The 25499-nt window shown below is 59.0% G+C and carries 26 protein-coding genes and 1 other RNA gene; 24 read left to right on the forward strand and 3 right to left on the reverse strand.

Going from position 1 to position 25499, the window contains the following annotated elements:
* Positions 1-75: 75 nt before the first annotated feature.
* The 22 genes from EL26_RS12605 (at position 76) to EL26_RS12700 (ending at position 23822) form a co-directional block, all read left to right on the forward strand.
* The gene (locus EL26_RS12605; RefSeq protein WP_038089210.1) at positions 76-3450 is read left to right on the forward strand and encodes a PD-(D/E)XK nuclease family protein; all 3375 of its coding nucleotides are present in this window, start codon (positions 76-78) and stop codon (positions 3448-3450) included.
* Complete coding sequence (locus EL26_RS12610; RefSeq protein ID WP_038089213.1) at positions 3447-7172, forward strand: UvrD-helicase domain-containing protein; 3726 nt, start codon at positions 3447-3449, stop codon at positions 7170-7172. Before EL26_RS12605 ends, EL26_RS12610 begins: the two co-directional genes overlap by 4 nt.
* Positions 7173-7196: 24 nt before the next feature.
* Positions 7197-7496, forward strand: coding sequence for a hypothetical protein (locus EL26_RS12615; RefSeq protein WP_038089217.1), 300 nt, complete (start codon positions 7197-7199; stop codon positions 7494-7496).
* A 201-nt stretch (positions 7497-7697) separates the two neighbouring features.
* On the forward strand, positions 7698-8495 hold the full coding sequence (locus EL26_RS12620) for a GTP pyrophosphokinase (protein ID WP_038089219.1): 798 nt from the start codon (positions 7698-7700) through the stop codon (positions 8493-8495).
* 342 nt (positions 8496-8837) lie between these two features.
* Positions 8838-9146: a metal-sulfur cluster assembly factor gene (locus EL26_RS12625; RefSeq protein WP_038089222.1), complete on the forward strand. Its 309-nt coding sequence runs from the start codon at positions 8838-8840 to the stop codon at positions 9144-9146.
* A 181-nt stretch (positions 9147-9327) separates the two neighbouring features.
* A complete protein-coding gene (locus tag EL26_RS25515) occupies positions 9328-9504 on the forward strand; it encodes a hypothetical protein (RefSeq protein WP_161780720.1) in 177 nt (58 codons plus the stop codon).
* 130 nt (positions 9505-9634) lie between these two features.
* Positions 9635-10486, forward strand: coding sequence for a Fe-S cluster assembly ATPase SufC (sufC, locus tag EL26_RS12630; protein ID WP_081857168.1), 852 nt, complete (start codon positions 9635-9637; stop codon positions 10484-10486).
* Complete coding sequence (locus EL26_RS12635) at positions 10483-11775, forward strand: SufB/SufD family protein (RefSeq protein ID WP_038089226.1); 1293 nt, start codon at positions 10483-10485, stop codon at positions 11773-11775. The genes sufC and EL26_RS12635 overlap by 4 nt, the downstream gene beginning before the upstream one ends.
* Complete coding sequence (locus EL26_RS12640; protein WP_038089228.1) at positions 11772-12977, forward strand: cysteine desulfurase; 1206 nt, start codon at positions 11772-11774, stop codon at positions 12975-12977. Before EL26_RS12635 ends, EL26_RS12640 begins: the two co-directional genes overlap by 4 nt.
* Positions 12974-13423, forward strand: a complete 450-nt coding sequence (gene sufU / locus EL26_RS12645; RefSeq protein ID WP_038089232.1) for a Fe-S cluster assembly sulfur transfer protein SufU — start codon at positions 12974-12976, stop codon at positions 13421-13423. The genes EL26_RS12640 and sufU overlap by 4 nt, the downstream gene beginning before the upstream one ends.
* Positions 13420-14847 (forward strand): Fe-S cluster assembly protein SufB, encoded by a 1428-nt coding sequence (gene sufB / locus EL26_RS12650; protein ID WP_038089234.1) that lies wholly within the window; start codon positions 13420-13422, stop codon positions 14845-14847. Before sufU ends, sufB begins: the two co-directional genes overlap by 4 nt.
* A 130-nt stretch (positions 14848-14977) precedes the next feature.
* A complete protein-coding gene (locus EL26_RS12655; protein ID WP_038089235.1) occupies positions 14978-15715 on the forward strand; it encodes a hypothetical protein in 738 nt (245 codons plus the stop codon).
* 61 nt (positions 15716-15776) lie between these two features.
* Positions 15777-16520, forward strand: coding sequence for a DUF6602 domain-containing protein (locus EL26_RS12660; RefSeq protein ID WP_152559258.1), 744 nt, complete (start codon positions 15777-15779; stop codon positions 16518-16520).
* Positions 16521-16740: 220 nt separating this feature from the next.
* Positions 16741-16931, forward strand: a non-coding RNA gene (gene ssrS, locus EL26_RS24580) — 6S RNA.
* 109 nt (positions 16932-17040) lie between these two features.
* Positions 17041-18054, forward strand: a complete 1014-nt coding sequence (locus EL26_RS12665; protein WP_038089242.1) for an LLM class flavin-dependent oxidoreductase — start codon at positions 17041-17043, stop codon at positions 18052-18054.
* Between the two features lie 123 nt (positions 18055-18177).
* Positions 18178-18861 carry a molybdopterin-dependent oxidoreductase gene (locus tag EL26_RS12670; protein WP_052036318.1) on the forward strand — a complete coding sequence of 228 codons (684 nt, stop codon included), beginning with the start codon at positions 18178-18180 and terminating at the stop codon, positions 18859-18861.
* Positions 18858-19469, forward strand: coding sequence for a cytochrome b/b6 domain-containing protein (locus tag EL26_RS12675; RefSeq protein WP_038089245.1), 612 nt, complete (start codon positions 18858-18860; stop codon positions 19467-19469). The genes EL26_RS12670 and EL26_RS12675 overlap by 4 nt, the downstream gene beginning before the upstream one ends.
* Complete coding sequence (locus EL26_RS12680) at positions 19462-20184, forward strand: response regulator transcription factor (RefSeq protein ID WP_038089246.1); 723 nt, start codon at positions 19462-19464, stop codon at positions 20182-20184. The genes EL26_RS12675 and EL26_RS12680 overlap by 8 nt, the downstream gene beginning before the upstream one ends.
* Complete coding sequence (locus EL26_RS12685; RefSeq protein WP_038089250.1) at positions 20181-21221, forward strand: sensor histidine kinase; 1041 nt, start codon at positions 20181-20183, stop codon at positions 21219-21221. The genes EL26_RS12680 and EL26_RS12685 overlap by 4 nt, the downstream gene beginning before the upstream one ends.
* A 171-nt stretch (positions 21222-21392) precedes the next feature.
* The gene (locus EL26_RS12690) at positions 21393-22007 is read left to right on the forward strand and encodes a TetR/AcrR family transcriptional regulator (RefSeq protein ID WP_238546106.1); all 615 of its coding nucleotides are present in this window, start codon (positions 21393-21395) and stop codon (positions 22005-22007) included.
* Between the two features lie 30 nt (positions 22008-22037).
* Entirely contained in the window at positions 22038-22802 is a 765-nt protein-coding gene (locus EL26_RS12695) for an electron transfer flavoprotein subunit beta/FixA family protein (RefSeq protein ID WP_038089253.1), read from the forward strand.
* 39 nt (positions 22803-22841) lie between these two features.
* Positions 22842-23822, forward strand: a complete 981-nt coding sequence (locus tag EL26_RS12700; protein ID WP_038089255.1) for an electron transfer flavoprotein subunit alpha/FixB family protein — start codon at positions 22842-22844, stop codon at positions 23820-23822.
* A 65-nt stretch (positions 23823-23887) separates the two neighbouring features.
* Here the strand turns inward: EL26_RS12700 and EL26_RS12705 are convergent, their stop codons facing one another.
* The 3 genes from EL26_RS12705 to EL26_RS12715 form a co-directional block, all read right to left on the reverse strand.
* Positions 23888-24106, reverse strand: coding sequence for a spore germination protein (locus EL26_RS12705; RefSeq protein ID WP_038089258.1), 219 nt, complete (start codon positions 24104-24106; stop codon positions 23888-23890).
* Between the two features lie 77 nt (positions 24107-24183).
* Positions 24184-24387, reverse strand: a complete 204-nt coding sequence (locus EL26_RS12710; RefSeq protein ID WP_038089261.1) for a hypothetical protein — start codon at positions 24385-24387, stop codon at positions 24184-24186.
* A complete protein-coding gene (locus EL26_RS12715) occupies positions 24384-24683 on the reverse strand; it encodes a hypothetical protein (RefSeq protein WP_038089264.1) in 300 nt (99 codons plus the stop codon). Before EL26_RS12715 ends, EL26_RS12710 begins: the two co-directional genes overlap by 4 nt.
* A gap of 154 nt (positions 24684-24837) precedes the next feature.
* Here EL26_RS12715 and EL26_RS12720 point away from each other — a divergent pair, with 154 nt between their 5' ends.
* Positions 24838-25059 (forward strand): spore germination protein, encoded by a 222-nt coding sequence (locus EL26_RS12720; RefSeq protein ID WP_038089267.1) that lies wholly within the window; start codon positions 24838-24840, stop codon positions 25057-25059.
* 18 nt (positions 25060-25077) lie between these two features.
* On the forward strand, positions 25078-25499 hold a 422-nt coding region (locus tag EL26_RS26215), incomplete at its 3' end, for a spore germination protein GerPB (protein WP_238546107.1).

Below are 25499 nucleotides of genomic sequence, written 5' to 3' on the forward strand. Positions count from 1 at the left end.
ACAATCGAGGAGGGGGTCTATCCCTCCTTTTTGCATGCCTGTACAATAGAGGGATGGAGAAGGAGGACGGCGTAGATGAAAAAAGTGATTTGCGGGCCGTTCCGCAGCGGGCATCGGGCGCGGTGGGCGGCAGAGTTTCGGGAATTGATTCAGGCGGGTCGCGCGCAGACCTGCCTCTATCTCGTGCCGACGCGCGGACTGGCGGGCGTCGTGCGCGAACAGGTGTTGACCGGCTTACAGGGCGTGGCGGGCGAGCAGATCCTCACCCTGTTTGAAGTGGTCGAAGAAGTGTTGCGCCGCGGCGGGAAATCTTACGTCCGGCTCGATGCGTTGTCGACGGAACGCCTGGTTGCCAAAGTGTTGCGGACGCTGGGACGCGAGGGTCTGACGTGGAACGGAACTTCCTTAGAGGAACTCGCGCACAGCCCCGGCGTCGTCGCGGCTTTTCAAAGGCACATCGGCGAATTGACGCGCGCGCGGATCAACCCGGCGAAATTGCTGGAGATGGTGCGCGGCACGGCGGACGAGCGCTCCATCGAAGTCCTCGTGCACGTCTTGGAGTCGTACCGCCGGGAGTTGCACAGCGGCGAACTCCCCTTGCTCGACACGGAAGAGACCTACCTCGAAGCCGCCCGCCTCTTGCGCGAGAAGGGCTTGGACGGCCTCTTCCCCGGCGTCGAGCGGCTCTACATCGATTCGTTCGTGGACTTCCTGCCGCATCAGATGGAAGTGTTGCTTCCATTATTGCAAGCGGAGCGGGTGCAGGTGTTTGTGCCGTATCAGACGGAGCGTTGGCGCTGGATGGAGAGCGCGGCGGGCTTGATGGAAGGGACGTTGGCGCAGTTTTTGGCAAACGGGTTGCAGATTCATCTGGCGGACGCGGAGGACGAGGACAAGCCGGACATCCCCGAAGACCTCCTGCACCTCCAAACCCGCCTGTTCGCGCCGCACCCGGAACCTTTGGCCGAAACACCCTCGCTTCGCACGTTCCGCGCAAGAACGGCGGAGAAGGAATGGCTCTGGGTCGCCAAGCAAATCAAGCAGTTGCACCGCCACGGCGTGCCCCTGCGCGACATCGCGATTCTCACGCCGCAAGAGCTGGAACACGGCGGTCTCCTGCACCGCGTCTTCGGGCGGGAGGGCATCCCCGTATCGCAACATGTGACGCTGCCCGCCGACCGCGTGCCGTGGTTGCGCGATCTGCTGACGCTCTACACGCTGGACGACGCGATCTGGCACCGCGACACATTGGAAGAGTTGGCGGGCGCGGACGCCCTGCTCGGCGATCACCCGCTGCGAGGGAAACAAACCGTCCCGCAACAGCTCTCCCGCCAACTCGGCGTGATCAAGGGACAGACCCTTTGGAAAAAACGAATCGAGGAGCACCTCGCCTTCGACTTCCCCGAGAGCATGAGTCCGAAGAAGTCGAGTCCGAACAGGAACCCCGAAGAACTCGAAGCGAATTCTGAGCACGCCGACCTGCGCGCCCTCTATGCGTTTCTCAACCTGCTCTCCGCGAAGACGGCGAACCTTCCGCGCACAGGCGACGGAGCCGCGCATGCCGTGGCGATGCGCGGGCTGTTGCCGGAAGCAAGCACGTTCCAACACGCGTTGGTGCGCAGATACCGGGAGAACAACGGCTACTTGATTCAAGACCTCCAACGCGACCTCCAAGCCCGTGAGTCGTTGGAGAAAGTTCTCGATGCGCTGGAGGGCATGGACGCGCTGCTGAACGAAACGTCCTCGTACACCCGCACGGAATTTGCACAGCTCGTCAGCAACTATTTGAACGCGGAAGAGATCACCCTCGAACGCGGGAAGCCGGGCGGCGTTGCGCTGCTCAATCCTTCGGCGGCGAGGGGGCTGACGTTTGAGCATGTGTTTTTTGTCGGCCTCAACGAAGGGCAGTGGCCCCTCGTGCCGAGCGCGTCGTGGTTGCTTCGCGAGGCGTTGCGCGAAGAATTGACCGACCGTGCCACGCTGCTTTCGCCGCAAGTGCAGATCGACCAGCAGCGGTTGTTTTTCCTGATGGGCTTGCATACGGCGACGAAGGGCGTGTGGTTTTCTTACGTCAGCGCATCCAAGCAAGACCTGCCGTCGCGGTTTTTGAGCCAACTTTTTGAAATCTGCCCGAACCTTTTGGAGGAATCGGACGAATATCTGGGTGGATCGGCGTTGTACCCGACGTCGCCGGGGCAGATTTCCAATCTCGCGGAAGCCCGCGATTGGCTGGCGGCGCATCTTCGGAAAAAAACGAAATGGCACGAAGCCGCTTTGCCTGCGCCGGAAACGGCAGCCGTGCAACAGGGAACCGACGCAATCACCGCCCAAGACGCGCTCGCGGCAGAGGCGCTTTTGCAAATCGAACCGGAGTTTTGGCGGCAGATTGCAGGTCAAGTCGAGGGAGAGCAGGCGCGTGCCACAACTGTTGGTGAGAGCCGCTTCGACGGTTTGCTCCAAGCGGACGCCATCCGCGCAGAACTCGCCGACCGCTATTCCACGGAGCGCGTCTACAGCGTTTCACAATTCAACCGCTACGGCGAGTGCGGCTATAAATTTTTCCTCTCCCGCGTGCTCAACCTCGACTCCACACAGGAGGAGGAAGCGGAACTTTCCGCGCTGGAGAAGGGCAATCTCTACCACCGCGTGCTGCACCGCCTCTACGACCAACTGCGCGAAGTCGACCGCGTGACCACCGAGTTGATCGATTCGATGCGGGCGCAGATCGAGACCCTTTTTCAAGAAGAGTGGTCGCGGGCGCAAGAGAATCGCTACACGGAGGTCGGCTTGCGGCAACAACTGGAGCGCGACCGCTTGTTGCGCCGCCTCCACGATTGGTTTGACGGCGAGGCAGAAGCGTGGAAAGCGCAAGGTCTCGCGCTCGTCCCGCGCTATCTGGAATGGGTCTTCGGCATGAACAGCACGTCCGACCACGACCCGCGCTCCCAGCGCGAACCGATCACCGTCGGCGACCTCAAACTGCGCGGGCAGATCGACCGCATCGACGCCACCCGCGACGGCAAGTTTATGGTCGTCGACTACAAAGCCAAAAACACCAAGCCGATGCCCCGCGCCATCCAGAACGGCATCGATTTCCAATTGCCGGTGTATGTGCGGGCTGTGGAACAGGCGCTTTATCCCGAGGGAGAAGCGGTTGGCGCGGCTTATTATTCTATAGAAAAAGTCGACCGCTCCACCAGCGCACTCGTCAAAGCGCCGTACCTCGAAGCGCTCGGCATGGGCAAGAAACGCACCAAGTTCGACGACGAAGCGTGGAACGAACTGCTCGCGACGTCCGAAGCGACGATGCACGACTACCGCCAGCGCATGGCGGACGGCCGCTATCCGGTGTTGCCGAGCGATGAGTCGCATTGCAGCTTCTGCGATTTCCGCAAAGTTTGCCGCCACCACGCGCTTCGTACCCTGCAGAGAGGAGCTGAATCCGAATGACCGACCCCCGCCCGACAACAGGCCAATGGAAAGCCATCCGCGATCTGGAACGCCATCTCACCGTCTCCGCAGGGGCCGGTGCGGGCAAGACGTGGGTGCTGACGGAACGCTACACGACGATGTTGGCGGGTCGACCGCTGATTTTGCCGCCGCTGGAGTTGGAAGCGGAGGGACAGGCAGGCGTTGCGCCGAGCCGTCCCGGTCAAATTGTCGCGATCACGTTTACCAAGGAAGCGGCGGGCGAGATGAAAGCCCGCATCCGCGAGCGCCTCTCCCGCTGGAAAGCAGACGCGGAGGATGAGGACAAGCGCCAGATCGCCCTGCTCCAAGAAGAAGTGGAGCGCGCCGTGATCACCACGATTCACGGCTACTGCTCTGAGCTTTTGCGCCAATACCCGCTGGAGGCTGGCATCGACCCGCAAGCGCGGGTGTTGGAAGAGAGCGAGGCGGTGTTTCGCTTGGAAGAAGCGGTGCGCGAGGCGCTCGATGAGGGACTTTCTCGCGAGGACGCGGGCGTGTTGGCGCTGCTCACCGAGTACGGGTATGAGCCGCTCGTCCGCCATGTGATGGAGTTTTACCCGAGCGTTCGCGAGCAGACGGAGGACTTCGCGGGCATGGCGACGCAGACGCTTGCGAAACTCGACGAGTTGCAAGCAGGTCTCGCGCCCGCTGTTGAAACGCTGGAGAAGCTCCTGCGCAACGTGCTCTCCGTCGACCTCGACGCCCTCGACGGCAAAAAAGGATCTGTCGCCCGCGCCCTTCGCCTGCGCGCGGAGTATCCGGAGATTTCGCGGACGCTTGCGAACTGGCGGGACAGCGGGTGGGAGTATCTGCCTGAGATCGGGGTGTTGCTGGAAGAGCTCACGGCGGGTTGGGGCACGCTCGTCAAGGAACTCAAACCGGACGTGAACGCTCTGAAAGCGCACGTGCCGACGCTCTCCCGCCACATCGTGCCGTCCGGTCTGCGCGAGACGGTCGTGCATCTCTCGCAGTTGTTGCAAGAGATCCACATCCTCTACACGGAGAAGAAAACACGCGACCGCGCCCTCGACTTCACCGACTTGCAAAACCTCGCCGTCCGGCTGTTGCAGCGTGCGGACGTGCGCAACTGGCAAGCGAAGCGATTGCGTTTTCTCATGGTGGACGAGTTTCAGGATACCAACCCGGTGCAGAAGCGCCTCCTCGATGCGCTGACGGAAGGCAACGACGACTTGCGCCTGTTCGTGGTCGGGGATGCCAAGCAGTCGATCTACCGCTTCCGTGGCGCGGATGTGCAAGTGTTTCTCGACACGCAGGACGAAGTGGGTCGATCGGGCGGCGAGCACGTCGCGCTCGCGCACAACTTCCGGACGCAGGAGCCGATCATCGCGTTTGTGAACCGGTTGTTTGAGCTGCTGATGCCGGAGACGTACGAACCGATGCAAGCGACCCGCCCGGCGGCGCATTCGCGGCCGATGATCGAAGTTCTGCATCTCACGGAGGAGCCCGGCTCCGTCGAACAAAAACTCGCTGAGGCAAGAACGGTAGCAAGACGGATTCGCGAGATGGTGGGGAGAGAAACACTCATCCCAAATCACGACGGCACCTTGCGTTCTGTTCAATACCGCGACATCACGATTCTTTTTTCCGCGATGACGCACGTGTACATCTACGAACACGCCTTGCAACAAGCGGGCATCCCGTACTACATCGTCGGCAGCCGCGACTTTTTCCGTCGTCAGGAAATCTTCGACCTCGTCAGCGTTCTGCAAGTGTTGGTGGAGGAAATGGACACCGTCGCCCGCATCGGAGCCCTGCGTTCCCCGCTGTTCGGCGTTTCAGACGAAGCGCTCTACTGGCTGGGCCGCGAGGGTCTCGTCGCCCCGGACTGGACGCAACTCCCGAATTGGCACCGCCTCGCGCCGGACGACCAAGCCAAACTGACCCGCGCGCAAACCCTGTTCCGCCTCTGGCGCGAAGAGAAGTCCTACAAAAACGCCGCCGCCGTGCTCACCTCGATCCTACAACACACCGGCTACGAGCAGGCGCTGTTTCTCACGTTCGGCGGCGACCAAAAAGTCGGCAACGTCCGCAAACTGTTGGAGATCGCCCATGAACAGCCTGCGGAACGGGCGAGTGTGCTGGCGTTTTTATCCGATTTGCAGAAGCGCATCGACGGCGAAGTGAAGGAAGAAGACGCGCAGGTCGAGTCCGACCAGAGCGATGTCGTCAAGATCATGACCGTGCACAAATCCAAGGGGCTGGAATTCCCCGTGGTCATCTTGCCGGACATGGCGCGCACGTTCAATTTGAGCGAGGGCGGGAAGTTTCGCTACGACCCGCAACGGGGCCTCGTCCCGTCGTTCACGGAAAACGACGCTTGGAACGAGTTCGGCTACTCCACGCTGCTTTCCGAAGAGAACAAAGCCAAAGCCCTCGCCGAAGAGCGGCGCAAACTGTACGTTGCGATGACGCGGGCGCGAGACTACCTGCTCCTCGTCGGCACCCGCGCCCTCGATAAAAAAACACCCCCCACGCTCGAAGACTCCCGCTGGTTCGGCTGGCTCCAAGCCGCCGAGGTCGAGAAGTGGGAAGGCGTGAAGTGGGTGCACCTCGGAGCGCAAGAGGACGTGATGACAACGGAAGTTTCTGTGGATGGCTTTCAAACAGACGCGGCAATAAACGGGGACGCTTTTGCAAATACAGAGCCAACGGGGGATGCCGTTTTTGCAATTGACTCCAACTTTGCTTTTGTTGAGACCTCCAACCAAGGGAATTTCGCTCCCGATGAACATCGAAACGAATCCGCCGTCTCTTTGGAGCCGCGAGACGTGACCGTTCACATCCCCGCCTCGCTGGCAGCGCATTTCCCGCTTCTCGGCCCGATCCAACCGCGCCCTGACGAAATTCCGGGGCTCACGCTTTCCGTCTCCGCCCTGCTGACGTACTTCACGTGTCCGCGCCAGTACTACTACAAGTACGCGCTCCGTCTCCCGGAACTGGCGAGACCATTGGAAGACACACAGCAGATTTCGTTGTTCGACGCCGTGGAAGCCGTGGAGGAGCCGAACCTGACGCCGACAGAACTGGCGGACACCGATGCCGAACACGACCCGACGGTGCGCGGAACACTGGTGCACCGCGTCTTGGAACTGCTCCAACACCCGGCAGACCTCCAACCTCTGCTGCACCGCGCTCTCACCGAACGCAAAATCGTCGGTGAGGAAGCACAACGCTGGATTCCGCTCTTAACGGGCGATATCCAACGCTACACCGAGAGCCGCCTCTTCCGCGAAGTCCAAGCGGCGACGGAGCAACACAGCGAGATGATGTTCCGCTTGCTCGTCGGCAAGCACGCGATCACGGGGATCATCGACAAACTCTATCGCAAACCGGACGGCCGCGCTGTCGTGCTCGACTACAAAACCAACCGCATCACCCGCCGGCAACTGAATCGTACGGCGCACCACTACACGCCGCAACTGCAACTCTACACGCTGGTCGCCGAGCAACTTCTCGGCTGGCACGTCGAGCGCGCCGTGCTCTACTTCACGGCGCTCGACGCCGAAGCGGACGTTCCGGTAACGCCTGCCGACTTGGAAGAGATGCAGTCCCGCCTGCATACCGCTTGCGACCACATCGCCCGTCACGACGGTGAAACGGACTTCCCGCAGACGGAGGAAACGGGTGCGTGCGGACGTTGTCCTTACCAGTTGATTTGCCGGGGAGATATGCTATCATGACGAAGGAAGGAGGCGTTTTTTCATATGGATTACCAAGATTATTTGACCGCCATTCAAACCATCGCGTATGAATACATTCCGAACGAGCAGCCGCTGACCCGAGAAGCGGCTGACCAGCTCGGCGCCCGTCTGCTGGGACTCACGGAGCCGCTCAACCCGCTCCCGAAACACACCACCCGCCATCAGACGGTGATCTGCTACCGGGAAAAAGGCAACTGGGTACCGGTCACGATCCATTTCCAAACCACCCCGGAAGGCACGGTCCGCTACGCCCGCATCCACGCCCCGAGCTTTATCAAGGAATACGGCGAAGAACAATTCTAAACCGCCCCAAGAGGAGCCCGTCCGCGCGGCTCCTCTTTTTTTTCCTGCAAAAGCGAACAAACACTGCCGATCCTCGACAGAACCTCTTACGCATGCGTACAAACGGGTGGAGAATACAATAATAAGGCCATAAAAAATGGATGAAAGCCGCCAAATTTGCTATGATGGATGGGGAATTGCGAGAAGAAGGGGGCGTCCCGAGTGTACGGACGTGATTGGGATACGTTCTTACTTCCCTATGAACAGGCTGTCGAGGAGCTCAAAGTCAAATTCCGCTCCTTGCGCACGGAGATCAAACACACGGAAGAATACACCCCGATCGAATTCTGCACCGGTCGGGTCAAGAAAGTTTCCAGCATCATCGAGAAAGCCAAGATTTTAAGCATCCCGCTGGAACGGGTTGAGGAAGTGCCGGACATCGCCGGCATTCGGATCATGTGCCAGTTCCAAGAAGACATGCACCGCGTCGCGGAACACATCCGCGGCCGCAAGGACATGACCGTCGTGGAAGAGCGCGACTATGTGACCAACCGCAAACCGAGCGGGTATCGCAGCTACCACTTTATCGTCAAGTACCCGGTGCAGACGGCAAGCGGCGAGCAAGAATTGCTGGCGGAGATCCAACTGCGGACGTTGGCGATGAATTTCTGGGCGACGATCGAGCACTCGTTGAACTATAAATACAAAGGCAACATCCCGGAACAAGTCCGTGAGCGGCTCGTTCGCGCGGCTGAAGCTTCGTACCGCTTGGACGGCGAGATGTCGGCGATCCGGGACGAGATCAAAGCGGCGCAGATCCTCTTTGAAACCAAGTCGAACACCGTGGCGGACATCCTCTCGATGATCGAGAAGATGATCCACAACGGACACCTCGAATTGGCGGCGGAGTTCCACCAGAAATTCCATGAAGCGCAGTCGGAGGACATCCAGTCTCTGCAACGCTTGTCGGAAGAGATTCAGCAAGTGTTGCAACAGTTGGAGCAGAACAACTTTTTCTAACACACATACGAAAAAGAGCAGCCGCACCTCACGCGCGGTTGCTCTTTTTTGTGGTCACGCCAGGGGATTAGTACCCGTAGCCCGGGGTGAGCAGGACAAACAGGACGAAGATGATCAGGAAGACCACCGCCCAACGGGTGTACCCGCCGAAAACACCGTACATATGAGCATCCCCCTTTCGCAGTACATGCTGCATCTTATGACACATCCTGTTCCGACGGCAGGGCGGGTGTCCCGCCCGCGCAATTTTTTATGCCCAATGTATACCGGGGTGAGAAAAAACGCCAAAATTCCGCATAGACTACACTACACGTTTTCGACGAACACGAAAGGAGCGGTCTGGTGATCACGGAGGCGGACGTGCGCAGGGAGTTGTTGGAGGTGTGGGACCCGGAGTTGATGATGGACATCGTCAATCTGGGGCTGGTCTATGACGTGCAAGTGAGGGAGCAGGGACGGCGCGTGCTCGTGGTGATGACGCTGACCGCGATGGGGTGCCCGGCGTTTGACTCCATGCGCGACGACATCGTGTCGCGCGTTTCCACGCTGCCCGGGGTCGAGAGCGTCGACGTCGAGCTGACGTTCAGCCCCCCTTGGTCCAAAGAACTCATGTCCGACGAGGCCAAGACGATTTTTCGCTACCTGTTCTAAATCCCGCATACAAATAACCACTTACGCCAAGAGATAGTTCCCTCGGACTATCTCTTTCTTCATGCCCGTGCATATGGATAGAAAGTTCGTAAAAAACGACCCGCGCACCGCCGCGCGACCCTTCGAACTCGTATAACCATCCGCAATCCAACATTTCCCTGCAAAGAGGTGTTCGTTTCCCATGAAAAGCCCCCGATGGCCGATCTTTTTGTTTGCCATCCTGCTCGGACTCGCGACAGGCGACGCCGTTCTCTCCACGTCTGCGCACGCCAACCCAACCCGGAATCCGGGCGAGTTGCAGCCGTCCAACCAGCCAAGCAACGTCACCATCCCCGACCTGTCCGTGAAAAAAGCCTGATGCCGTCGAGCGCATCAGGCTTTTTTCTTTCATATGCTGATACGAGGAAAGATGACGGAATCAGTCAGGATTCACACGACTCAGGATTCATACGACTCTGGTTTCACTCGAAGAAGGGGAGGCAGACCGGATGGCACAACCGCTGTTGCACATTCAAGACTTGAGCGTCTCCGTCGAAGGGGCGCCGATTGTACAGGGGCTTTCCGTCGAGATCCACGGCGGAGAAGTGCATGCCGTCATGGGCCCCAACGGCACCGGAAAAAGCACTTTCGCCCAAGCGCTGATGGGCCACCCGCGCTACGAAGTCACGGGCGGCACGGCCCGTCTGGACGGAAAAGACCTGCTGGCGATGCGCGTCGACGAACGCGCCCGCGCCGGATTGTTTCTTGCGATGCAGTACCCCGCCGAAATCCCCGGCGTCTCCAACGCCAATTTCTTGCGGCTGGCGGTGAACGCGCGCCGCGGCGAAGGCAACGCGCTGCCCGTGCTGCAATTTCACCGCCAACTGACGGCGAAGATGAAGGAGCTCGGCATCGAGCCGTCCTTCGCCGAACGCTGCCTCAACGAAGGCTTCTCCGGCGGCGAGAAGAAGCGCAACGAAATCCTCCAGATGGCGATGCTCAAACCGCGCCTCGCCATCCTCGACGAAATCGACTCCGGCCTCGACATCGATGCGCTGAAAGTCGTCGCCCAAGCGGTCAACTCCATGCGCAATCCGGAGATGGGCGTTGTGATCATCACGCACTACCAACGGCTTTTGAACTACATCGAACCCGACCGTGTTCACGTCCTGCTCGACGGACGCATCGTCCGCTCCGGCGGGAAGGAACTCGCGATTCAACTGGAAGAGCGGGGCTACGACTGGATTCGCGACGAGGTCGAAAGTCTTGAGGAAGAGCGCGCCCAAGCCGCGCGGAACACCCCGTCCGACCCGCGTCCGCTTGATGCGATCGACCCGCCGGAAGGGGGTTGTTTCGCATGACCCTCGACGCGGTGGGCAAACAACTGGTGCAGATTCTGACGACGCAGCGGCAGGAACCGGACTGGTTGCGCCGGATGCGTCACGAAGCGTTGCAAACGTACGAATCCCTGCCCGCCCAAATGCCTCTCGATCTCAGTCAGCGTCCCTGCGGCCTGTTCGCCCCGCGAGAAGGTGACCGTTCCTGCCCGGAGCGCTGGGAGATCATGACCCCGTTTCAACCGGAACGCAATCGCAAAAAAACGGAAGCATCGCGCCTCGTCTACGCCAACGACCGCAAGACTGCGCACTTTCTCGATGCGGAAGTGGCGGAAAACGGAGTGATCTTGGCAGACTTGTCGCTGGCGGTGCGCGTGTTTCCAAGCCTCGTGCAACCGTATCTCGGGCAGGCCGTTCTGCTTGTCGACAAATGGACGGCGCTTTCCGGGGCGCTGTGGAACTTGGGCGTTTTTGTCTACGTGCCGCCAAACGTCAAAGTCCGCCTCCCTCTGCAAGCGTGGTGGCAGCGCACGGTCGGCGGCGGACAGTTGCATCCGCGCCTGCTGCTGGTCGCGGAAGCGGGCAGCGAAGTCACCTTGATCGCCGGCGAAGTGTCGAAGTTGCAGGAGCAGGCGTTCGTGGTTGCGGTCGGCGAGGTGTTTGCCAAACCGAACGCCGTGGTGCGGTTGGCTTTTTTGCAAGAGCATGACGCGCAGATGACGCGGATCGCGCACGTGCGGGCGAAAGTGGAGCGCGACGCCAAAGTTCAACTGTTCATGCTGGATCGCGGCGGCGGCGTCGGCCATGCGGAACTCGTCGCCGAGCAAGCGGGCCACGGATCGGAAGTGCTGCTCGACGGCCTCGTGACGGGAACGGGTTCGCAGCGGCTGGATTGGACGATGCGCACGGTACACATCGGCCGCCACACGCAGTCGAGAATCCGCACGCGGGCTCTGCTCACCGAGTACGCCCGACTGACCGCCCGCGCCGTCTCGCAGATTCAGCAGGGCGCGGTCGGGACGTTTGCCACGCAAGAAGAGCGCGTGCTGCTCCTCGCGCCCACCGCCCAAGCGAGCCCGATCCCGACGCTGCTGATCGACGAAGAGGACGTGCGCTGCGACCATGCCGCTTCTGTCGGGGCACTGCCGCCGGAGCAGTTGTTCTATCTGCAAGCCCGCGGGCTGCCCGAACGGGACGCCCGCAAACTTTTGATCAAAAGCTTCCTCGCGCCGCTGCTCGAAGACGCGCCCGCCGCACCGGGCATGGAAGTCCTGACCGACAAATGGCTCGACCGCAAGGGGGTGCTGAAATGAGCGACTTTCCGCTGTTGGAGCGGGAGATGAACGGCAAACCGCTGATCTACCTCGACAACGCCGCCACCACGCAAAAACCGCTCGCCGTTCTGCAATCGATGGAGCAGTACTACCGCACGCACAACGCCAACGTCCACCGAGGGGTGTACCAGATCGCCGCCGAAGCGACGGATCTGTACGAAGCGGCGCGGGGCAAGGCGGCCGCTTTCTTGCAGGCGAAGGGGGCGGAGAACATCGTGTTCACGCGAGGGACGACGGATGGCATCAACCTCGTCGCGCAAGGCTATCTCGCGTCAAGACTTCAACCGGGCGACCGGATTCTGCTGACGGTCGCGGAACACCACAGCAACCTCGTGCCGTGGCAGCGCGTGGCAAAACAGCGCGGGGCGGTGTTGCGATTTTTGCCGCTGCGACCGGACGGGACGCTCGATCTCGACGTAGCCGCCCGCGAAATCACGCCGCGCACGAAGCTGATCGCCGTCGCGCACATTTCCAACGTCCTCGGCACGATTCACCCGATTCGCGCGCTCGCCGATCTCGCGCACGCCGCCGGAGCCGCCGTCGTCGTCGACGCCGCGCAATCGGTGCCGCACATGCCGGTCGACGTGCAAGCGTTGGATTGCGACTTCCTCGCGTTCTCCGGTCACAAAGCGTACGGCCCCACCGGCATCGGCATCCTCTATGGAAAAAAGGACCTGCTCGCTCAAACCGAGCCCGTCCAATACGGCGGCGAGATGATCGACTCAGTTGAGTTGTACGATTCCACTTGGAAGCCCGCCCCGTGGAAATTCGAAGCGGGCACCCCGCCGATCGCCGAAGCGGTCGGTTTGGGCGCGGCGCTCGATTTTCTCACCGAGCTCGGCATGGACACCGTGCACGAGCGCGTGCAGGACGTCACCCGCTACGCGTATGAAAAACTGACCCAACTCGCAGGCGTCACCCTCTACGGCCCGGGCCTGAACCAAACGCGGGGCGGCTTGATTTCCTTCAACGTCGGCAGCGTCCACCCGCACGATGTGGCGACGGTGCTCGACGCCTGCGGTGTCGCGGTGCGCGCCGGGCACCATTGTACGCAACCGCTGATGCGCTGGCTTGGCGTGCACGCCACCGTGCGGGCGAGTTTCGGCGTGTACAACACCCGCGATGACGTGGACGTTTTGGTGCAGGGCATTCAGCGCGTGCAGGAGGTGTTTTTGCCATGACGCCGAACCTTTCCGACCTCTACCGCCAAGTCATCCTCGATCATTCGCAACACCCGCGCAACTTCGGCTCATTGGACGGCGCGGTCGCCGTCGCGCTGAAAAATCCCGCCTGCGGCGACGAAGTCACGCTGTTTCTCGACGTGGCGGACGGTGTGATTCAACGGGCGGCGTTTGAGGGCCACGGCTGCTCAATTTCGATGGCGTCGGCGTCGATGCTGACCGAATTGATCCTTAGACGGCCGCTGGAGGAAGCCCTGCATCTCAACCGCGAATTCCGCCGTCTCTTGCAGACGGGGCAGGCGGATGACCCCGACGCGCTCGGCGATTTGGAAGTGCTTGTCGGAGTCAAGCAGTTTCCGGCGCGCATCAAGTGTGCGCTGCTCTCGTGGAACGCGCTGGAGCAAGCCATCGAAGGGATTGACGGAACAGGAGGGAACCCCCCATGAACGACCCCGAGAACGACAAAAAAACACCCAAGGAACTCCCGACCCTCTCCACCGACTACCGCTACGGATTCCATGACCGCGACGTCTCCGTCGTGAAGTTCCAAAAGGGCCTCACCCGCAAAACGGTGGAAGAGATCTCCGCCATGAAAAACGAACCGGGCTGGATGACCGACTTCCGGCTGCGGGCGTTGGATGTTTTTTTTCAAAAGGAAATGCCGGCGTGGGGCGGGGATCTGACGGGGCTGAACTTTGACGAGATCACCTATTATGTCAAACCTGCCGAACGCCAGGGCAAGACGTGGGAAGAGGTGCCGGAGGAGATCAAAGACACGTTTGAGAAACTCGGCATTCCGGAAGCGGAGCGCAAGTTTCTGGCGGGGGTTTCGGCGCAGTACGAGTCGGAAGTGGTCTACCATTCCATGCAGAAGGAACTCGCGGAGCGGGGTGTGATCTTCACCGACACCGACTCGGCGCTCCGCGACCATCCTGAGTTGTTCAAAAAATACTTCGGCACGGTCATCCCGCCGCAAGACAACAAATTCGCCGCGTTGAACTCGGCCGTTTGGTCGGGCGGCTCGTTTGTCTATGTGCCCAAGGGCGTGCGTTGCGATGTGCCGCTGCAAGCGTACTTTCGGATTAACTCGGAGAACATGGGGCAGTTTGAGCGCACGCTGATCATCGCCGAAGATGACAGTTTCGTACATTATGTAGAGGGGTGTACGGCACCGATTTACTCCACCGATTCGCTGCACGCGGCGGTGGTGGAGATTCTGGTCAAAGACCGCGCCCGGTGCCGCTACACCACGATTCAGAACTGGGCGCCGAACATCTACAACCTCGTCACGAAGCGGGCGGTGGCGCACGCGGACGCCGCGATGGAGTGGGTGGACGGCAACATCGGCTCCAAGCTCACGATGAAATACCCGGCGGTCTACATGCTCGGTCCGCGTGCGAAAGGAACGATCCTCTCCATCGCCGTCGCGGGACAGGGGCAGCACCAAGACGCCGGGGCGAAAGTCGTGCATTTGGCTCCCGATTGCACGTCGACCGTCGTTTCGAAGTCGATCTCCAAACAGGGCGGCAAGACGACGTATCGCGGGCTGTGCGAATTCGGGCCGAAAGCGGCGGGGTCGAAAGCGAACATCAAGTGCGACACGTTGATTTTTGACAAAACGTCCACGTCGGACACGATTCCCGTCAACCATGTGCGAACGGACGGCGTGACGCTGGAGCACGAGGCGAGCGTCTCGAAAGTGTCGGAAGAGCAGATGTTCTACCTGCAAAGCCGCGGGCTGACGGAGGAAGAAGCGACGACGATGATCGTGATGGGCTTCATCGAGCCGTTCACCAAGGAACTCCCGATGGAGTACGCCGTCGAGATGAACCGGCTGATCAAGTTTGAGATGAAAGGCTCGATCGGATGACGTAAAAAGGCCCTTGCCGCGCACAACAGCGGAGAGGGTCTTTTTTTACAATTATTTTACCTATCCTTCCATCTATGAGTAAATTCCGTGCTATGATAGATTTATTCCAAATATTCAGGAGGATGATAATATGTTCGGTAAACTGAAATCTCTGACTGCGGCTGCCCTGATGGCAGGTGCTTTGGCAGTTTCCGGCGTTTCCGCATCGTCGGCGAACGCAACCGATTTCCTGCAAGGCAACCAAGACGTGACCGGTGTGCTGGCGAAAGGCGCTACGGTCAGCTATCTGTACAACCCGTACCAAAACGGCTACTTCACCACCTATGTATCCTGCTCGACCTGCTCGTACAAAGTCGTCGATCAGGACGGCAACCAGGCGTTCCAAAACTTCCGCACCGAATCGCCGGACACCTGGTGGGGCCGCAGCGACACGAACTATTACATCCAAGTGACGAACAACAGCAACACGTCCGACGCGAACTACCGCGTCTGGGTCAGCGACTCGATTCCGGACACCCGTGAAAACGACAACGATCCGTACTGGGCAACTCCGATTCAAGAGTGGAATCCGCTCTCTTCCTATATGGCGTACCCGAGCGACGTGGACTACTACGGCTACAAACCGACGAATACCCTCCGCCAAACGGTCACCTTGAACCGCGAACCGGGCGGCGGTTCGCTGTACTACCTGTACGTGTATGATTCCAAGCACAACCTGATCGCGTCCAGCGAAGACATCTCCGACGAGACCACCACGCTGGACTTCAATGCGACGGGGGGCCAGTGGTACTTCATCGAAGTTTCCAGCGATGATCTGGACTACAACCCGTACACCATTCAAGTGAATCGCTACCAAGACCTCGACTAAACCAGTCCCATTTTCTCTTGTCGAGATTTGTCTCCTCTGCCATACTGAAGGAGAGAAGTAGATGAGGGGAAGTGGAGTTGTGGTTTGGGAGACTTTTTTCAAAGGGGTACGACGAGAGGAACGCCGCCTGTTATCGGGGCAAGGGACGTTGGGTCATCTGCTGATTCACTACTTTGAGCAGACGATTGCGCGCCGTTATGCGGTCACCAGCGGGTATATTTTTTCCGTGGACGGCACGCATATGGACCGGGACAGCGATCTGATCCTCTTCAACCGACTGCACACGCCCAAGATGCGCAGCGGAGTCGTGCCGCTGATTCCGGCTGAGACAACCGGAGCAGTCATCCAGACGGTCGAATGCTTGACGGAGAGCCTCTTGATCGAAGAGGCGCAACACCTTCAGGACGTGCGAGCTCTGCCGAAACTGACGCCCAAGGGGTACACCAGCGGCATTCAACTGGTCACCGAGCATCCGTACACGATGGGCTTGATCGTCTGTGCCGCCAGCGAACTGTCGCTGACGGAGATTCGCGACATCCTCGCCAAGCAGCAAGCGAACACTCCGTTGACGGAACGGGTCTCCGCGGTGTTCGTGCTGGGACAAGGCTTGGTGCTCTATGACGACCCGGCGACACAGGAAGCGCGGTACTTTCCGACGGAGAGCAGCCGCTTGACCGTCGTGGAGCGCGGAGAAGACACGTTGGCCTTCTTGATGCTCTATGTCAGTTCGTATCTGAATTCCATCGAGTTCATCCCGCCGAACTTTCTCAAGCTGTTGACCACTGAACACATCCCGGCGGAATAGGCAAGTCAGTCCGGAAAACATAACTTTCGCCCTTGGTGCAAGAAATGACCCCGCAGACGCGCTTTCCTCGCGTTTGCGGGGTCGCTTGTTTTCAAGTCCAAGTTGAGCGAGTGCAACCGATGCAGTAGTATAGAGACATCAACGACGCACTCACGTATACAGCAACGTTCGTATGACGATACTAAGCAACAGACGCACCAGTGAACGCATACCTTACAGTTGATTCCTGCGGTGTTCGTTAGGGTTCTACGTGTTTTGAACCTTGAGTGTTTCGAGGGAGACAGAACTCACGGCTGGATGACATGCCCACCTCCTTATAGGACGAATGGGAAGTCAGAATCTGTGACGGGTCACCCACCTGCTGATGGCAGGTTCGGAAACACAGAGCTCGACGGCACAGGCGGGATACATATTTGGAATTCAAGAACCGTATGACGGCTTGCAGAATCTGCAAGCCGTCATTTTTTATAATCAGGGCACAGTAGTACCAAGAGCCTACATAGGGAGGGTGAATCACGCCATGTCAAAACAACTTCATGAGATCAAACTGTCCGTGTTGGACCTTTCGCCGGTCACCGAAGGGAGCACCCCTGCCGAATCGCTGCGCAACTCCTTGGAACTCGCGCAACACGCCGAGAAGTGGGGCTTCAACCGGTACTGGTTGGCGGAACACCATAACATGACCGGGATCGCGTCGTCCGCGACCTCCGTCGTGATCGGATACATTGCAGGCGGCACCAAGACGATCCGCGTCGGGTCGGGCGGAATCATGCTGCCCAACCACGCGCCGCTCGTGATCGCCGAGCAGTTCGGGACGCTCGAATCGCTGTATCCGGGGCGCATCGATTTGGGCCTCGGCCGCGCGCCGGGCTCCGACCAAGCGGCGATGCGCGCGCTGCGCCGCGGCTTGACGAGCAACGGCGAAGACTTCCCGGAGCTCGTCCAAGAATTGCGGGATTATCTGAAACCGCCCGTGGAACCGCAGCGGATGCCCGTTCGCGCCACGCCGGGCGAGGGCTTGGACATCCCGATCTACATCTTGGGCTCCAGCGACTACGGCGCGATGATGGCGGCGCTGCTCGGCTTGCCGTACGCGTTTGCCAGCCACTTCTCGCCGGAATTCACGCTCTCGGCGCTGGAGATCTACCGCAAAAACTTCCGCCCGTCCGACATGCTCGACAAGCCGTACGCGATGGTGGGCGTCAACGTCTGCGCCGCCGATACGGACGAAGAAGCAGAATTCCTCGCGACGTCGATGCAACAGCAGTTTCTCTACCTGTTGCGCGGACGCCCCGGCAAACTGCAACCGCCGATCGCGCGCATCGAGGACGTCGCGTCCGACTACGAATTGCTCGCGCTCAAACAGCGCATCGGTTCGTCGATCGTCGGCAGCAAGGAAACCGTCCGGAAACGCCTGCAACAGTTCCTCGACGACACCCAAGCGGACGAGATGATCGTCAACGGTCAGATCTTCGACCACCAGAAGCGTTTGCGTTCTTATGAAATCGTCTCTGAGTTTATCGGGGATCGATAAGATGTGGCAATAGCGTCGGAGTTGAGTTCAATCCGGCGCTTTTTTTTTGCAAGACTTTTGTAAGAATTGAGCAAGGGTTCTAGTAGCGGGCTCGGATATACTGGGAGAAAGGAGGTCACGAAGATGAATGAGCAAGAACGTATGACGCGGCGTCGTTTTTTGAAAGCGTGTGGGCTTGGGCTTGCGGGTCTCTCGCTGTCGGGGTATATGACGTATCTTTTCGGAGGCACCAGCGTTAAGGATGTCTTGAAATCGACGCTCGGCGGCACAGGGGCGGACGGATTTCGAGCGTTGGAGAATTTTCGGATCAATTCAGTGGAGCCGACTCCCAACGTGCAGCTCGCCGATTATCGGCTGACGGTGGACGGGTTGGTCGCGAATCCTGTTACGTGGTCATTTGCAGAGTTGAAACACGCTTTGACGGAAGTGGAGCAGGTCTCCGATTTCCATTGCGTCGAGGGGTGGGGGATCAAAAACGTGCGCTGGACGGGTGTGAAGATGCGCGAGTTGATTCAGCAGGTGCGCCCGATGCAAACGGCGACCCATGTGACGTTTTACTCGTTGGGCGGCGTGTACACGGAAAGTTTGTCCTTGGCAGAGGCTATGGAAGAAGAAACGTTGCTCGCGTACGGCATCTACGGAAAGGACCTTCCCGCTCCGCAAGGGTATCCGTTACGCGCAATCATCCCGCGCATGTTCGGGTACAAAGGCGCGAAGTGGGTCTACCGCATCGAGTTTACCGATCATCAGCATCTCGGCTATTGGGAGCGATACGGCTATAACGTGGACGGGGTGACGGCGCGATGAAGTGGGTACAGCGGTTTAACGGGCCGGAACGCTTCTTGCATGCGGTGGTGGCCTTGTTGTTTCTCGTGCTGTGGAGCACGGGGTTGTGTCTGCATGTCGAATGGCTCCGTGAATCCCTTGGCGCGTGGAGGTTCGCCGTGCGGACGGTGCATGATTGGACGGGCTTGCTGTTGATGATCGTCCCGTGGTCGCTGGTATGGGTGTGGCGGCAACAACTGGCCGCTTTTTTCCGCGAGATGACGCATTGGAGGAGCATGGAGGTGGACTTCCTTGCAGGGCGCACCAAGCGAGCTTACAAGTTCAACGGCGGGCAGAAGTTGAATTTTTTGGTGGCGATTTTGTTGTTGACCGGCATGGCGTGTACGGGGTTTCTCGTCTGGAAAAGCCAATGGATCTCCCTTCAGACGCGGGAGTTTTTGTATAATTGGCATAAATTGTTGTTCTATTTGTTGTCGGTGCAAGTGGTAGGACACGTGTTTTTGGCTGCGGTGTATAAGCCGACGCGACATGCTCTGCAGGGGATGATGCGCGGACGAGTGTTGAAAACGTGGGCCGAGGAGCATCATCCGCTTTGGAAGCCGGAAGAAGGAGAGGAAATAGGTGAGTGACACCGTGCTGGTCGTAGAAGATGAAGCGAACATTCGCGATGTGTGCCGTCGGTATCTGGAACGCGACGGGTATCGGGTGTTGTTGGCGGCAGACGGTGAAGAAGGTTGGGCGACGTTTGCGAAGCAAACCCCCGATTTGGTGGTGCTCGACCTCATGTTACCGCGCCTCGATGGATGGGAGCTTTGTGAGCGGATTCGTCAACAGTCGGATGTGCCGATCATTATGTTGACCGCCCGCACGGAAGAGCGCGACCGGCTCATGGGATTGACGATCGGAGCGGACGACTACCTTGTCAAGCCGTTTTCGCCGCGTGAATTGGCGCTGCGTGTCGGCATCATCTTGCGCCGTGTCAAGAGAGGGGGCGCAGAAGGGGAGACGGCAGGCAAAGCGGAGACCGGGCTGTTGGAGTTTACGGGATTGACGATCGACCCGCAGACGCGACGGATCTGGGTTCAAGGGGAGGCGGTCGAATTGACACTCAAGGAATTCGAGGTGCTGCACGTGATGGCGAAGCGTCCCGGACAGGTATTTTCACGCATGCAATTGCTCGATCTGGTATGGGAATCGGAACACAGCGGAGATGCGAACGCGGTGACGGTGTTGGTAAGCCGCTTGCGGGAAAAAGTCGAGCCCAACCCGACAAATCCGCGTTACATCCATACGGTATGGGGCATCGGTTATCGGTTTGAGGTCCATGAGGAATCAGGCAGATGAAGATGAGAACCCAATTGCTCATAATCAGCGTTGTCAGCCTCGGCTTGTTGGTCGGGGCTTTGTTGATCGGCTATCGGAAAATGATCTTGACGTTTGAACAAACGAGTTGGCTGACCGGGTTTGCGCTTGCGGGTGGATTGTTGTCGCTTGCAGCGTATTGGCTGATGACGGCGCCGATTGTGCGGTCGATGAAAGCGTTGGTACAAGCGGCGGAGAAAGTGGGAGACCGCCGGTTTGAGGAGTTGAAAGTGCCGGTGCAAGGGCCGGCGGAAGTCCGTCGGTTGGCGGTCGCGCTGCAAGAGACGGGGAACCGCTTGCATCGGAGTTTTCAACAACTTCAAGAGGGGGAACGGGCACGTCGGGAGTTGGTGGCCAACGTGTCGCATGATCTAAGGACGCCGCTCTCATCCATTCAGTCGTTCGTGGAAGCGTTGCAAGACAACGTGGTGCAGGACCCGGAATCGGTGAGGCAGTACTTGGCGACCATTCATGCGGAGACGAAGCGCATGGGCGCGATGATTGAGGATTTGTTTGAACTCTCCAAACTGGAGGCGCGTCAAGAGCAGTTTGTTCCCGTCTGGGCGCATCTGGAACAAGTGCTGGTGGAAGTGTTGGACAGCCACGCCCTCTTGCTTCGAGAGAAGAAATTGCGAGTGGAGGTGCAGATGGAAACGGAGTTGCCCCAGCTTCGGATCATGCCGGAAAAAGTCTCGCGGGTGATCGGAAATCTGTTGCAAAACGCCGTGCGGCATACCAAGGAGGGCGGCGTTTTGCAAGTGGCGGTGCGACGCAAGACGGAGCAGGCAGTGGAAATTGCGTTGCGCGACCAAGGGGAAGGCGTGCCGATGGAAGAGCGCACGCGGATTTTTGAGCGCGGATATCGAACCGACAAATCGCGCAATCGGGAGTCCGGCGGGGCCGGACTTGGACTGGCGATTGCGCGGTCGTTGGTGGAACTGCACGGCGGGCAGATTGGAGTACGAGAGCGGGAGGATGGGGCGAAGGGCAGTGAGTTTTGGTTCACCCTGCCGATGTGAGGAACTGGAAATCCTTGTGCCTGTGAGGAGCAGGTGCTTGGCAAGGGCACGCCAACAGGAAAGCGACGTGCCTTTTCATTTTTTTCTCCTGTAAACCGAACGGACGGTTGACGGTTTTGACTGACTGTTCTAAAATAGAATCATGGAATGAATGGACACTCATTCATTGAGGTGAGAACGATCGCACAGAAAAAAAACAATGAAAAGTACGAAGCGATCTTGAACGCCGCCGTCAAGGTGATCGGGCAAGCCGGTTACCACAACGCCCCGATCTCCAAGATCGCGCGGGAAGCCGGGGTCGCGGACGGTACTGTCTATCTCTACTTTAAGAATAAGGAAGACATCTTGATCTCCATCCTTCGCGAGACGATCGGCACCATCGTCGACCGGCTCAGCGAGGAGTTGCAGGGGATGGAGGACCCGGTCGCTTGTTTGAAGCGGTTGGTCACCGTCTACTTTGAGACGCTGGGCACCAAGCCGGACCTCGCGATGTTTACTCAGGTGCATCTGCGCCAAAGCAACGCCGAGATGCGCAAACAGATCGGCGACATCATCAAGCCGTATTACACGATCATCGACGAGGTGATCGCCAAGGGCATCGAGGCCGGCGTTTTCACCGAGCGGCTCGATGCGCGCATCACAAGACGCATGATCTTTGGTACAATGGATGAGACGATCACCGCTTGGATTTTGACAGGCGCGAAATACGATCTGCTTTCCTTGATTCCGCAGGTGTGCGAGCTGATGATCGGCGGTCTCGCCGGTCAACCGGTCCGTCAAAAGTAACGAACCCCACTCTGAAAGGAGTTTCCCACCATGAATATTTTCGTAGCTCTCAAACAAACGTTTGATACCGAAGAGAAGATCGTCGTTGAAAACGGTTCCGTGAAGGAAGACGGCGTTCGTTTTGTTCTGAACCCGTACGATGAGTACGCGGTTGAAGAAGCGATTAAACTCCGCGACGAACTCGGAGGCCAAGTGACCGTCGTCACCGTCGGCCCGGAACGCGCGCAAGAAGCGCTGCGCACCGCATTGGCGATGGGCGCTGACGAAGCGGTTCACATCACCGACGAAGCGCTGCTCGGCGATGAATACAAAGTTTCCAATGTTCTGGCGTCCTACTTCAAGGACAAGGAATTCGACATCATCCTCACCGGCAACCAAGCGGTTGACTCCGGCTCCGGTCAAACGGCAGTCCGTTTGGCGGAACTGCTGAACATCGCGCACATCTCCACGATCACCAAGCTTGAAATCAACGGCACCGACGTCGTCGCGCACCGCGACGCAGAGGGCGACCTCGAAGTGGTCGGCGCGAAACTGCCGCTGCTCGTCACCTGCCAACAAGGCCTGAACGACCCGCGTTACCCGTCTCTGATCGGGATCCGCAAAGCGAACAAAAAACCGCTGGAAACCCCGTCCGCAGGCGACCTTGGCGTTGATGCATCCCTTGCGTCCAAAGCTTCCGTGAAAGAAACCTTCCTCCCGGCTGCGAAATCCGCAGGCCGCATCCTCGAAGGCGACAACGGCCAACGCGTCACGGAACTTGTCAACCTGCTGAAAAACGAAGCCAAAGTCCTGTAATCGGACCGGAACCCTGACATACAGAGAGGAGCAGAACCCATGAGCAGAAACGTTCTCGTACTGGCTGACCTCCGCAACGGCGGTCTGCGCAATGTCACTTTTGAAGCCCTTTCCGCAGCGAAGAAACTTGCAGAAGGCGGCTCTGTATATGCAGCAATCCTCACCGGCAGCGGCGCGGCGGCGCACGCAGACGCCCTCGCGCAATACGGCGCACAGAAAGTCTTCGTCGTGGAAAACGCAGCGCTTGAAAACTACGTTCCGGATGCGTATGCAAAAGCTCTGGAAGCGGTCATCAACGAATCGAAAGCAAACGTCGTGTTCCTCGCGCACTCCGCGATCGGCCGCGACCTCGCTCCGAAACTTGCAGCGCGCTTTGGCGCAGGCGCCGTATCCGACATCATCGGCGTTGAAGTGGACGGCGGCAACTTGACTTTCACCCGTCCGATCTACGCGGGCAAAGCGTTCACCAAGAATGTCGTCGAAGGCGACCTCGTCTTCGCAACCGTTCGTCCGAACAACTTGGAGAAATCCGAGCCGGAAGCGGGCAAAACCGCCGAAGTGGTCAACGTTTCTGTTGAACTCCCGGCTGACTCCCTGCGCACGTTCATCAAGGAAGTCGTCAAAAAATCCACCGGCGGCGTCGACCTGTCCGAAGCGAAGATCATCGTCTCCGGCGGCCGCGGCGTGAAATCGGCAGACGGCTTCAAGCCGCTGCAAGAGTTGGCGGACGTACTGGGTGCAGCCGTTGGCGCATCCCGCGGCGCTTGCGACGCAGACTACTGCGACTACGCGCTGCAAATCGGCCAAACCGGCAAAGTGGTAACTCCGGACCTGTACATTGCGTGCGGCATCTCCGGCGCGATCCAGCACTTGGCGGGCATGTCCAACTCCAAAGTCATCGTCGCCATCAACAAAGACCCGGAAGCTCCGATTTTTAAAGTGGCGGATTACGGCATCGTCGGCGACCTGTTCGACATCGTGCCGCTCTTGACCGAAGAACTGAAAAAAGCTCTCGCGTAAGCGGCGCGTGTACGGAAAAGACCCTCTCCCAAGCGGAGAAGGGTCTTTTTTTGACGGAGGAGGGGCTAGACTCCCGCCACCGTGTTGTTGTCGATCCCGTCGATGTCCACCGTGTTTGTGCTGGAGAGGCCGGTGATGGAGACGCCGAAGTCGCCGGTGAGACCGCCGCCGGAACCGGAATACGATTTGCTGGCGGTTTTCGGAGCGATGAACCCGGTGTCGCCAAAGACGAGCTCGCCGGAGTTGCTGACGATTTTGAGAGGTCCTCCGATGATGGAAGGCATGAGTTGTCCTCCTTCCTGAGAGATTTTGAATCTCTACTAGGATATGTCGGCGGACAACCGTGCGTGCGTCGTCCGGCTCAGCGAATCGCGCCGACCGGGCCGCCGGGGCCGGTTTGCGCCACTGTGATCGGCGTGGTTTGACCGCGGGTGATCGAGATGTTGGTCGGGGTGAAGCACTCGGCGTCGCCGAAGATCACGATCGCCGACGACGAGAGCGAGTTGATTTTGACGTCGCCGATTTTCAAATCGCCTGTGTTTTCGACGTACATTTTGATTTTCATCGCGCTTTTTCACCTCGAACGTTGGGGATGATCGCTTCTTGGCCTTCCCCGAAGAAGTTGAAGTCGGTGGTGTCTTCGTCCGCTTGGTTGGCGAAGTGCAGCCGGGTGTTGACCGGTTCGGCGGTTTCCTTGGTGATGAAGCTGGGAGCGCCGCGATAGCCTCCGTACGCTTCAGAATAGGAGAACGGGTCCACGCAGCCGTACACATCGCCGACTTGCAGCACGGCGCTGTTGGCGAGAAAGATCACTTTGACGCCGCCGACGACCGTTTGCCGGGATTTGTTGCGCGGGAACATAGGGGAAGCCTCCTTGGAAAATTGGCTGGGCAGATGTCTTGCTAAAATAGGCTATGGCGCGGGAGGGAAAGACGTGCGGGCACTCACCCATGGGGGAACGCCTTGCATAAGATACGGATAAGAACGTTGACGGGAGAAGGGTGGTGGTGGCGTCGTGCCCGCCATTTTAGGAACGCTGAAAGTGATCAACGTTTCGTCCGGGGGAGTGTTGCACATCGGGGATGTCGGCGTAATCGCGCCGAAGACGACCGCCAAAACCTACTCAGGTTCCGGCTCGTTCAACACGGGTGACTTCCCGCAAACGTACAACGTCGTCAGTTCGACGAACACGAATGACAACGATCTGATCGACGATAACATCTTGACTGGAGTCTAGGGAGAGGGAGGTGGCGCGATGCGCGTCACGCAGACGATCTCGATCGGGTCGTTACGGATCAACTCTTTGTCGAACTCGTCGATTTTGCAAGTGGGGGCCAGCGGCGCGATCAAAGCGCGCTCCCAAGATGTGAAAGAATACGTGACACCTGCTCAAGCGGATCAAAAGCTGGAGGGGCTGGTCACGAAGACCCTCACGCCCATTTTCAAAAAAGAAAACCTTCCCCTCGAACCCGCCACTCCCACACCCTCCCCTGAGTTCGGAGGCAAAAGCGGCGGGGAACCGGGAGGAACCGGAGGAACGGGTGGAGCTCAGGGAGTTCCAAACATTGCGGGGATTCCTGGAACAGCAGGAACCATGGGAACCCCATGGGCTATGGGAGCTGCACAACCGGGGACTTCGGGGACTTCGGGAACTTCGGGAACTTCGGGAACTTCGGG

The sequence above is a fragment of the Tumebacillus flagellatus genome (genome assembly GCF_000714935.1).
In the GTDB taxonomy this organism is placed as follows: domain Bacteria; phylum Bacillota; class Bacilli; order Tumebacillales; family Tumebacillaceae; genus Tumebacillus; species Tumebacillus flagellatus.

Excerpts from the sequence above, each read along its gene's own strand:
- sufC (WP_081857168.1), top strand. The coding sequence starts at position 9,635 with ATGGCACAACCGCTGTTGCACATTCAAGACTTGAGCGTCTCCGTCGAA.
- EL26_RS12695 (WP_038089253.1), top strand. The coding sequence starts at position 22,038 with ATGAATATTTTCGTAGCTCTCAAACAAACGTTTGATACCGAAGAGAAG.
- sufB (WP_038089234.1), top strand. The coding sequence starts at position 13,420 with ATGAACGACCCCGAGAACGACAAAAAAACACCCAAGGAACTCCCGACC.
- EL26_RS12615 (WP_038089217.1), top strand. The coding sequence starts at position 7,197 with ATGGATTACCAAGATTATTTGACCGCCATTCAAACCATCGCGTATGAA.
- EL26_RS12640 (WP_038089228.1), top strand. The coding sequence starts at position 11,772 with ATGAGCGACTTTCCGCTGTTGGAGCGGGAGATGAACGGCAAACCGCTG.
- EL26_RS12635 (WP_038089226.1), top strand. The coding sequence starts at position 10,483 with ATGACCCTCGACGCGGTGGGCAAACAACTGGTGCAGATTCTGACGACG.
- EL26_RS12710 (WP_038089261.1), bottom strand. The coding sequence starts at position 24,387 with ATGAAAATCAAAATGTACGTCGAAAACACAGGCGATTTGAAAATCGGC.
- EL26_RS12700 (WP_038089255.1), top strand. The coding sequence starts at position 22,842 with ATGAGCAGAAACGTTCTCGTACTGGCTGACCTCCGCAACGGCGGTCTG.
- EL26_RS25515 (WP_161780720.1), top strand. The coding sequence starts at position 9,328 with ATGAAAAGCCCCCGATGGCCGATCTTTTTGTTTGCCATCCTGCTCGGA.
- EL26_RS12665 (WP_038089242.1), top strand. The coding sequence starts at position 17,041 with ATGTCAAAACAACTTCATGAGATCAAACTGTCCGTGTTGGACCTTTCG.
- EL26_RS12660 (WP_152559258.1), top strand. The coding sequence starts at position 15,777 with ATGAGGGGAAGTGGAGTTGTGGTTTGGGAGACTTTTTTCAAAGGGGTA.
- EL26_RS12610 (WP_038089213.1), top strand. The coding sequence starts at position 3,447 with ATGACCGACCCCCGCCCGACAACAGGCCAATGGAAAGCCATCCGCGAT.
- EL26_RS12715 (WP_038089264.1), bottom strand. The coding sequence starts at position 24,683 with ATGTTCCCGCGCAACAAATCCCGGCAAACGGTCGTCGGCGGCGTCAAA.
- EL26_RS12675 (WP_038089245.1), top strand. The coding sequence starts at position 18,858 with ATGAAGTGGGTACAGCGGTTTAACGGGCCGGAACGCTTCTTGCATGCG.
- EL26_RS12655 (WP_038089235.1), top strand. The coding sequence starts at position 14,978 with ATGTTCGGTAAACTGAAATCTCTGACTGCGGCTGCCCTGATGGCAGGT.
- EL26_RS12605 (WP_038089210.1), top strand. The coding sequence starts at position 76 with ATGAAAAAAGTGATTTGCGGGCCGTTCCGCAGCGGGCATCGGGCGCGG.
- EL26_RS12685 (WP_038089250.1), top strand. The coding sequence starts at position 20,181 with ATGAAGATGAGAACCCAATTGCTCATAATCAGCGTTGTCAGCCTCGGC.
- sufU (WP_038089232.1), top strand. The coding sequence starts at position 12,974 with ATGACGCCGAACCTTTCCGACCTCTACCGCCAAGTCATCCTCGATCAT.
- EL26_RS12705 (WP_038089258.1), bottom strand. The coding sequence starts at position 24,106 with ATGCCTTCCATCATCGGAGGACCTCTCAAAATCGTCAGCAACTCCGGC.
- EL26_RS12670 (WP_052036318.1), top strand. The coding sequence starts at position 18,178 with ATGAATGAGCAAGAACGTATGACGCGGCGTCGTTTTTTGAAAGCGTGT.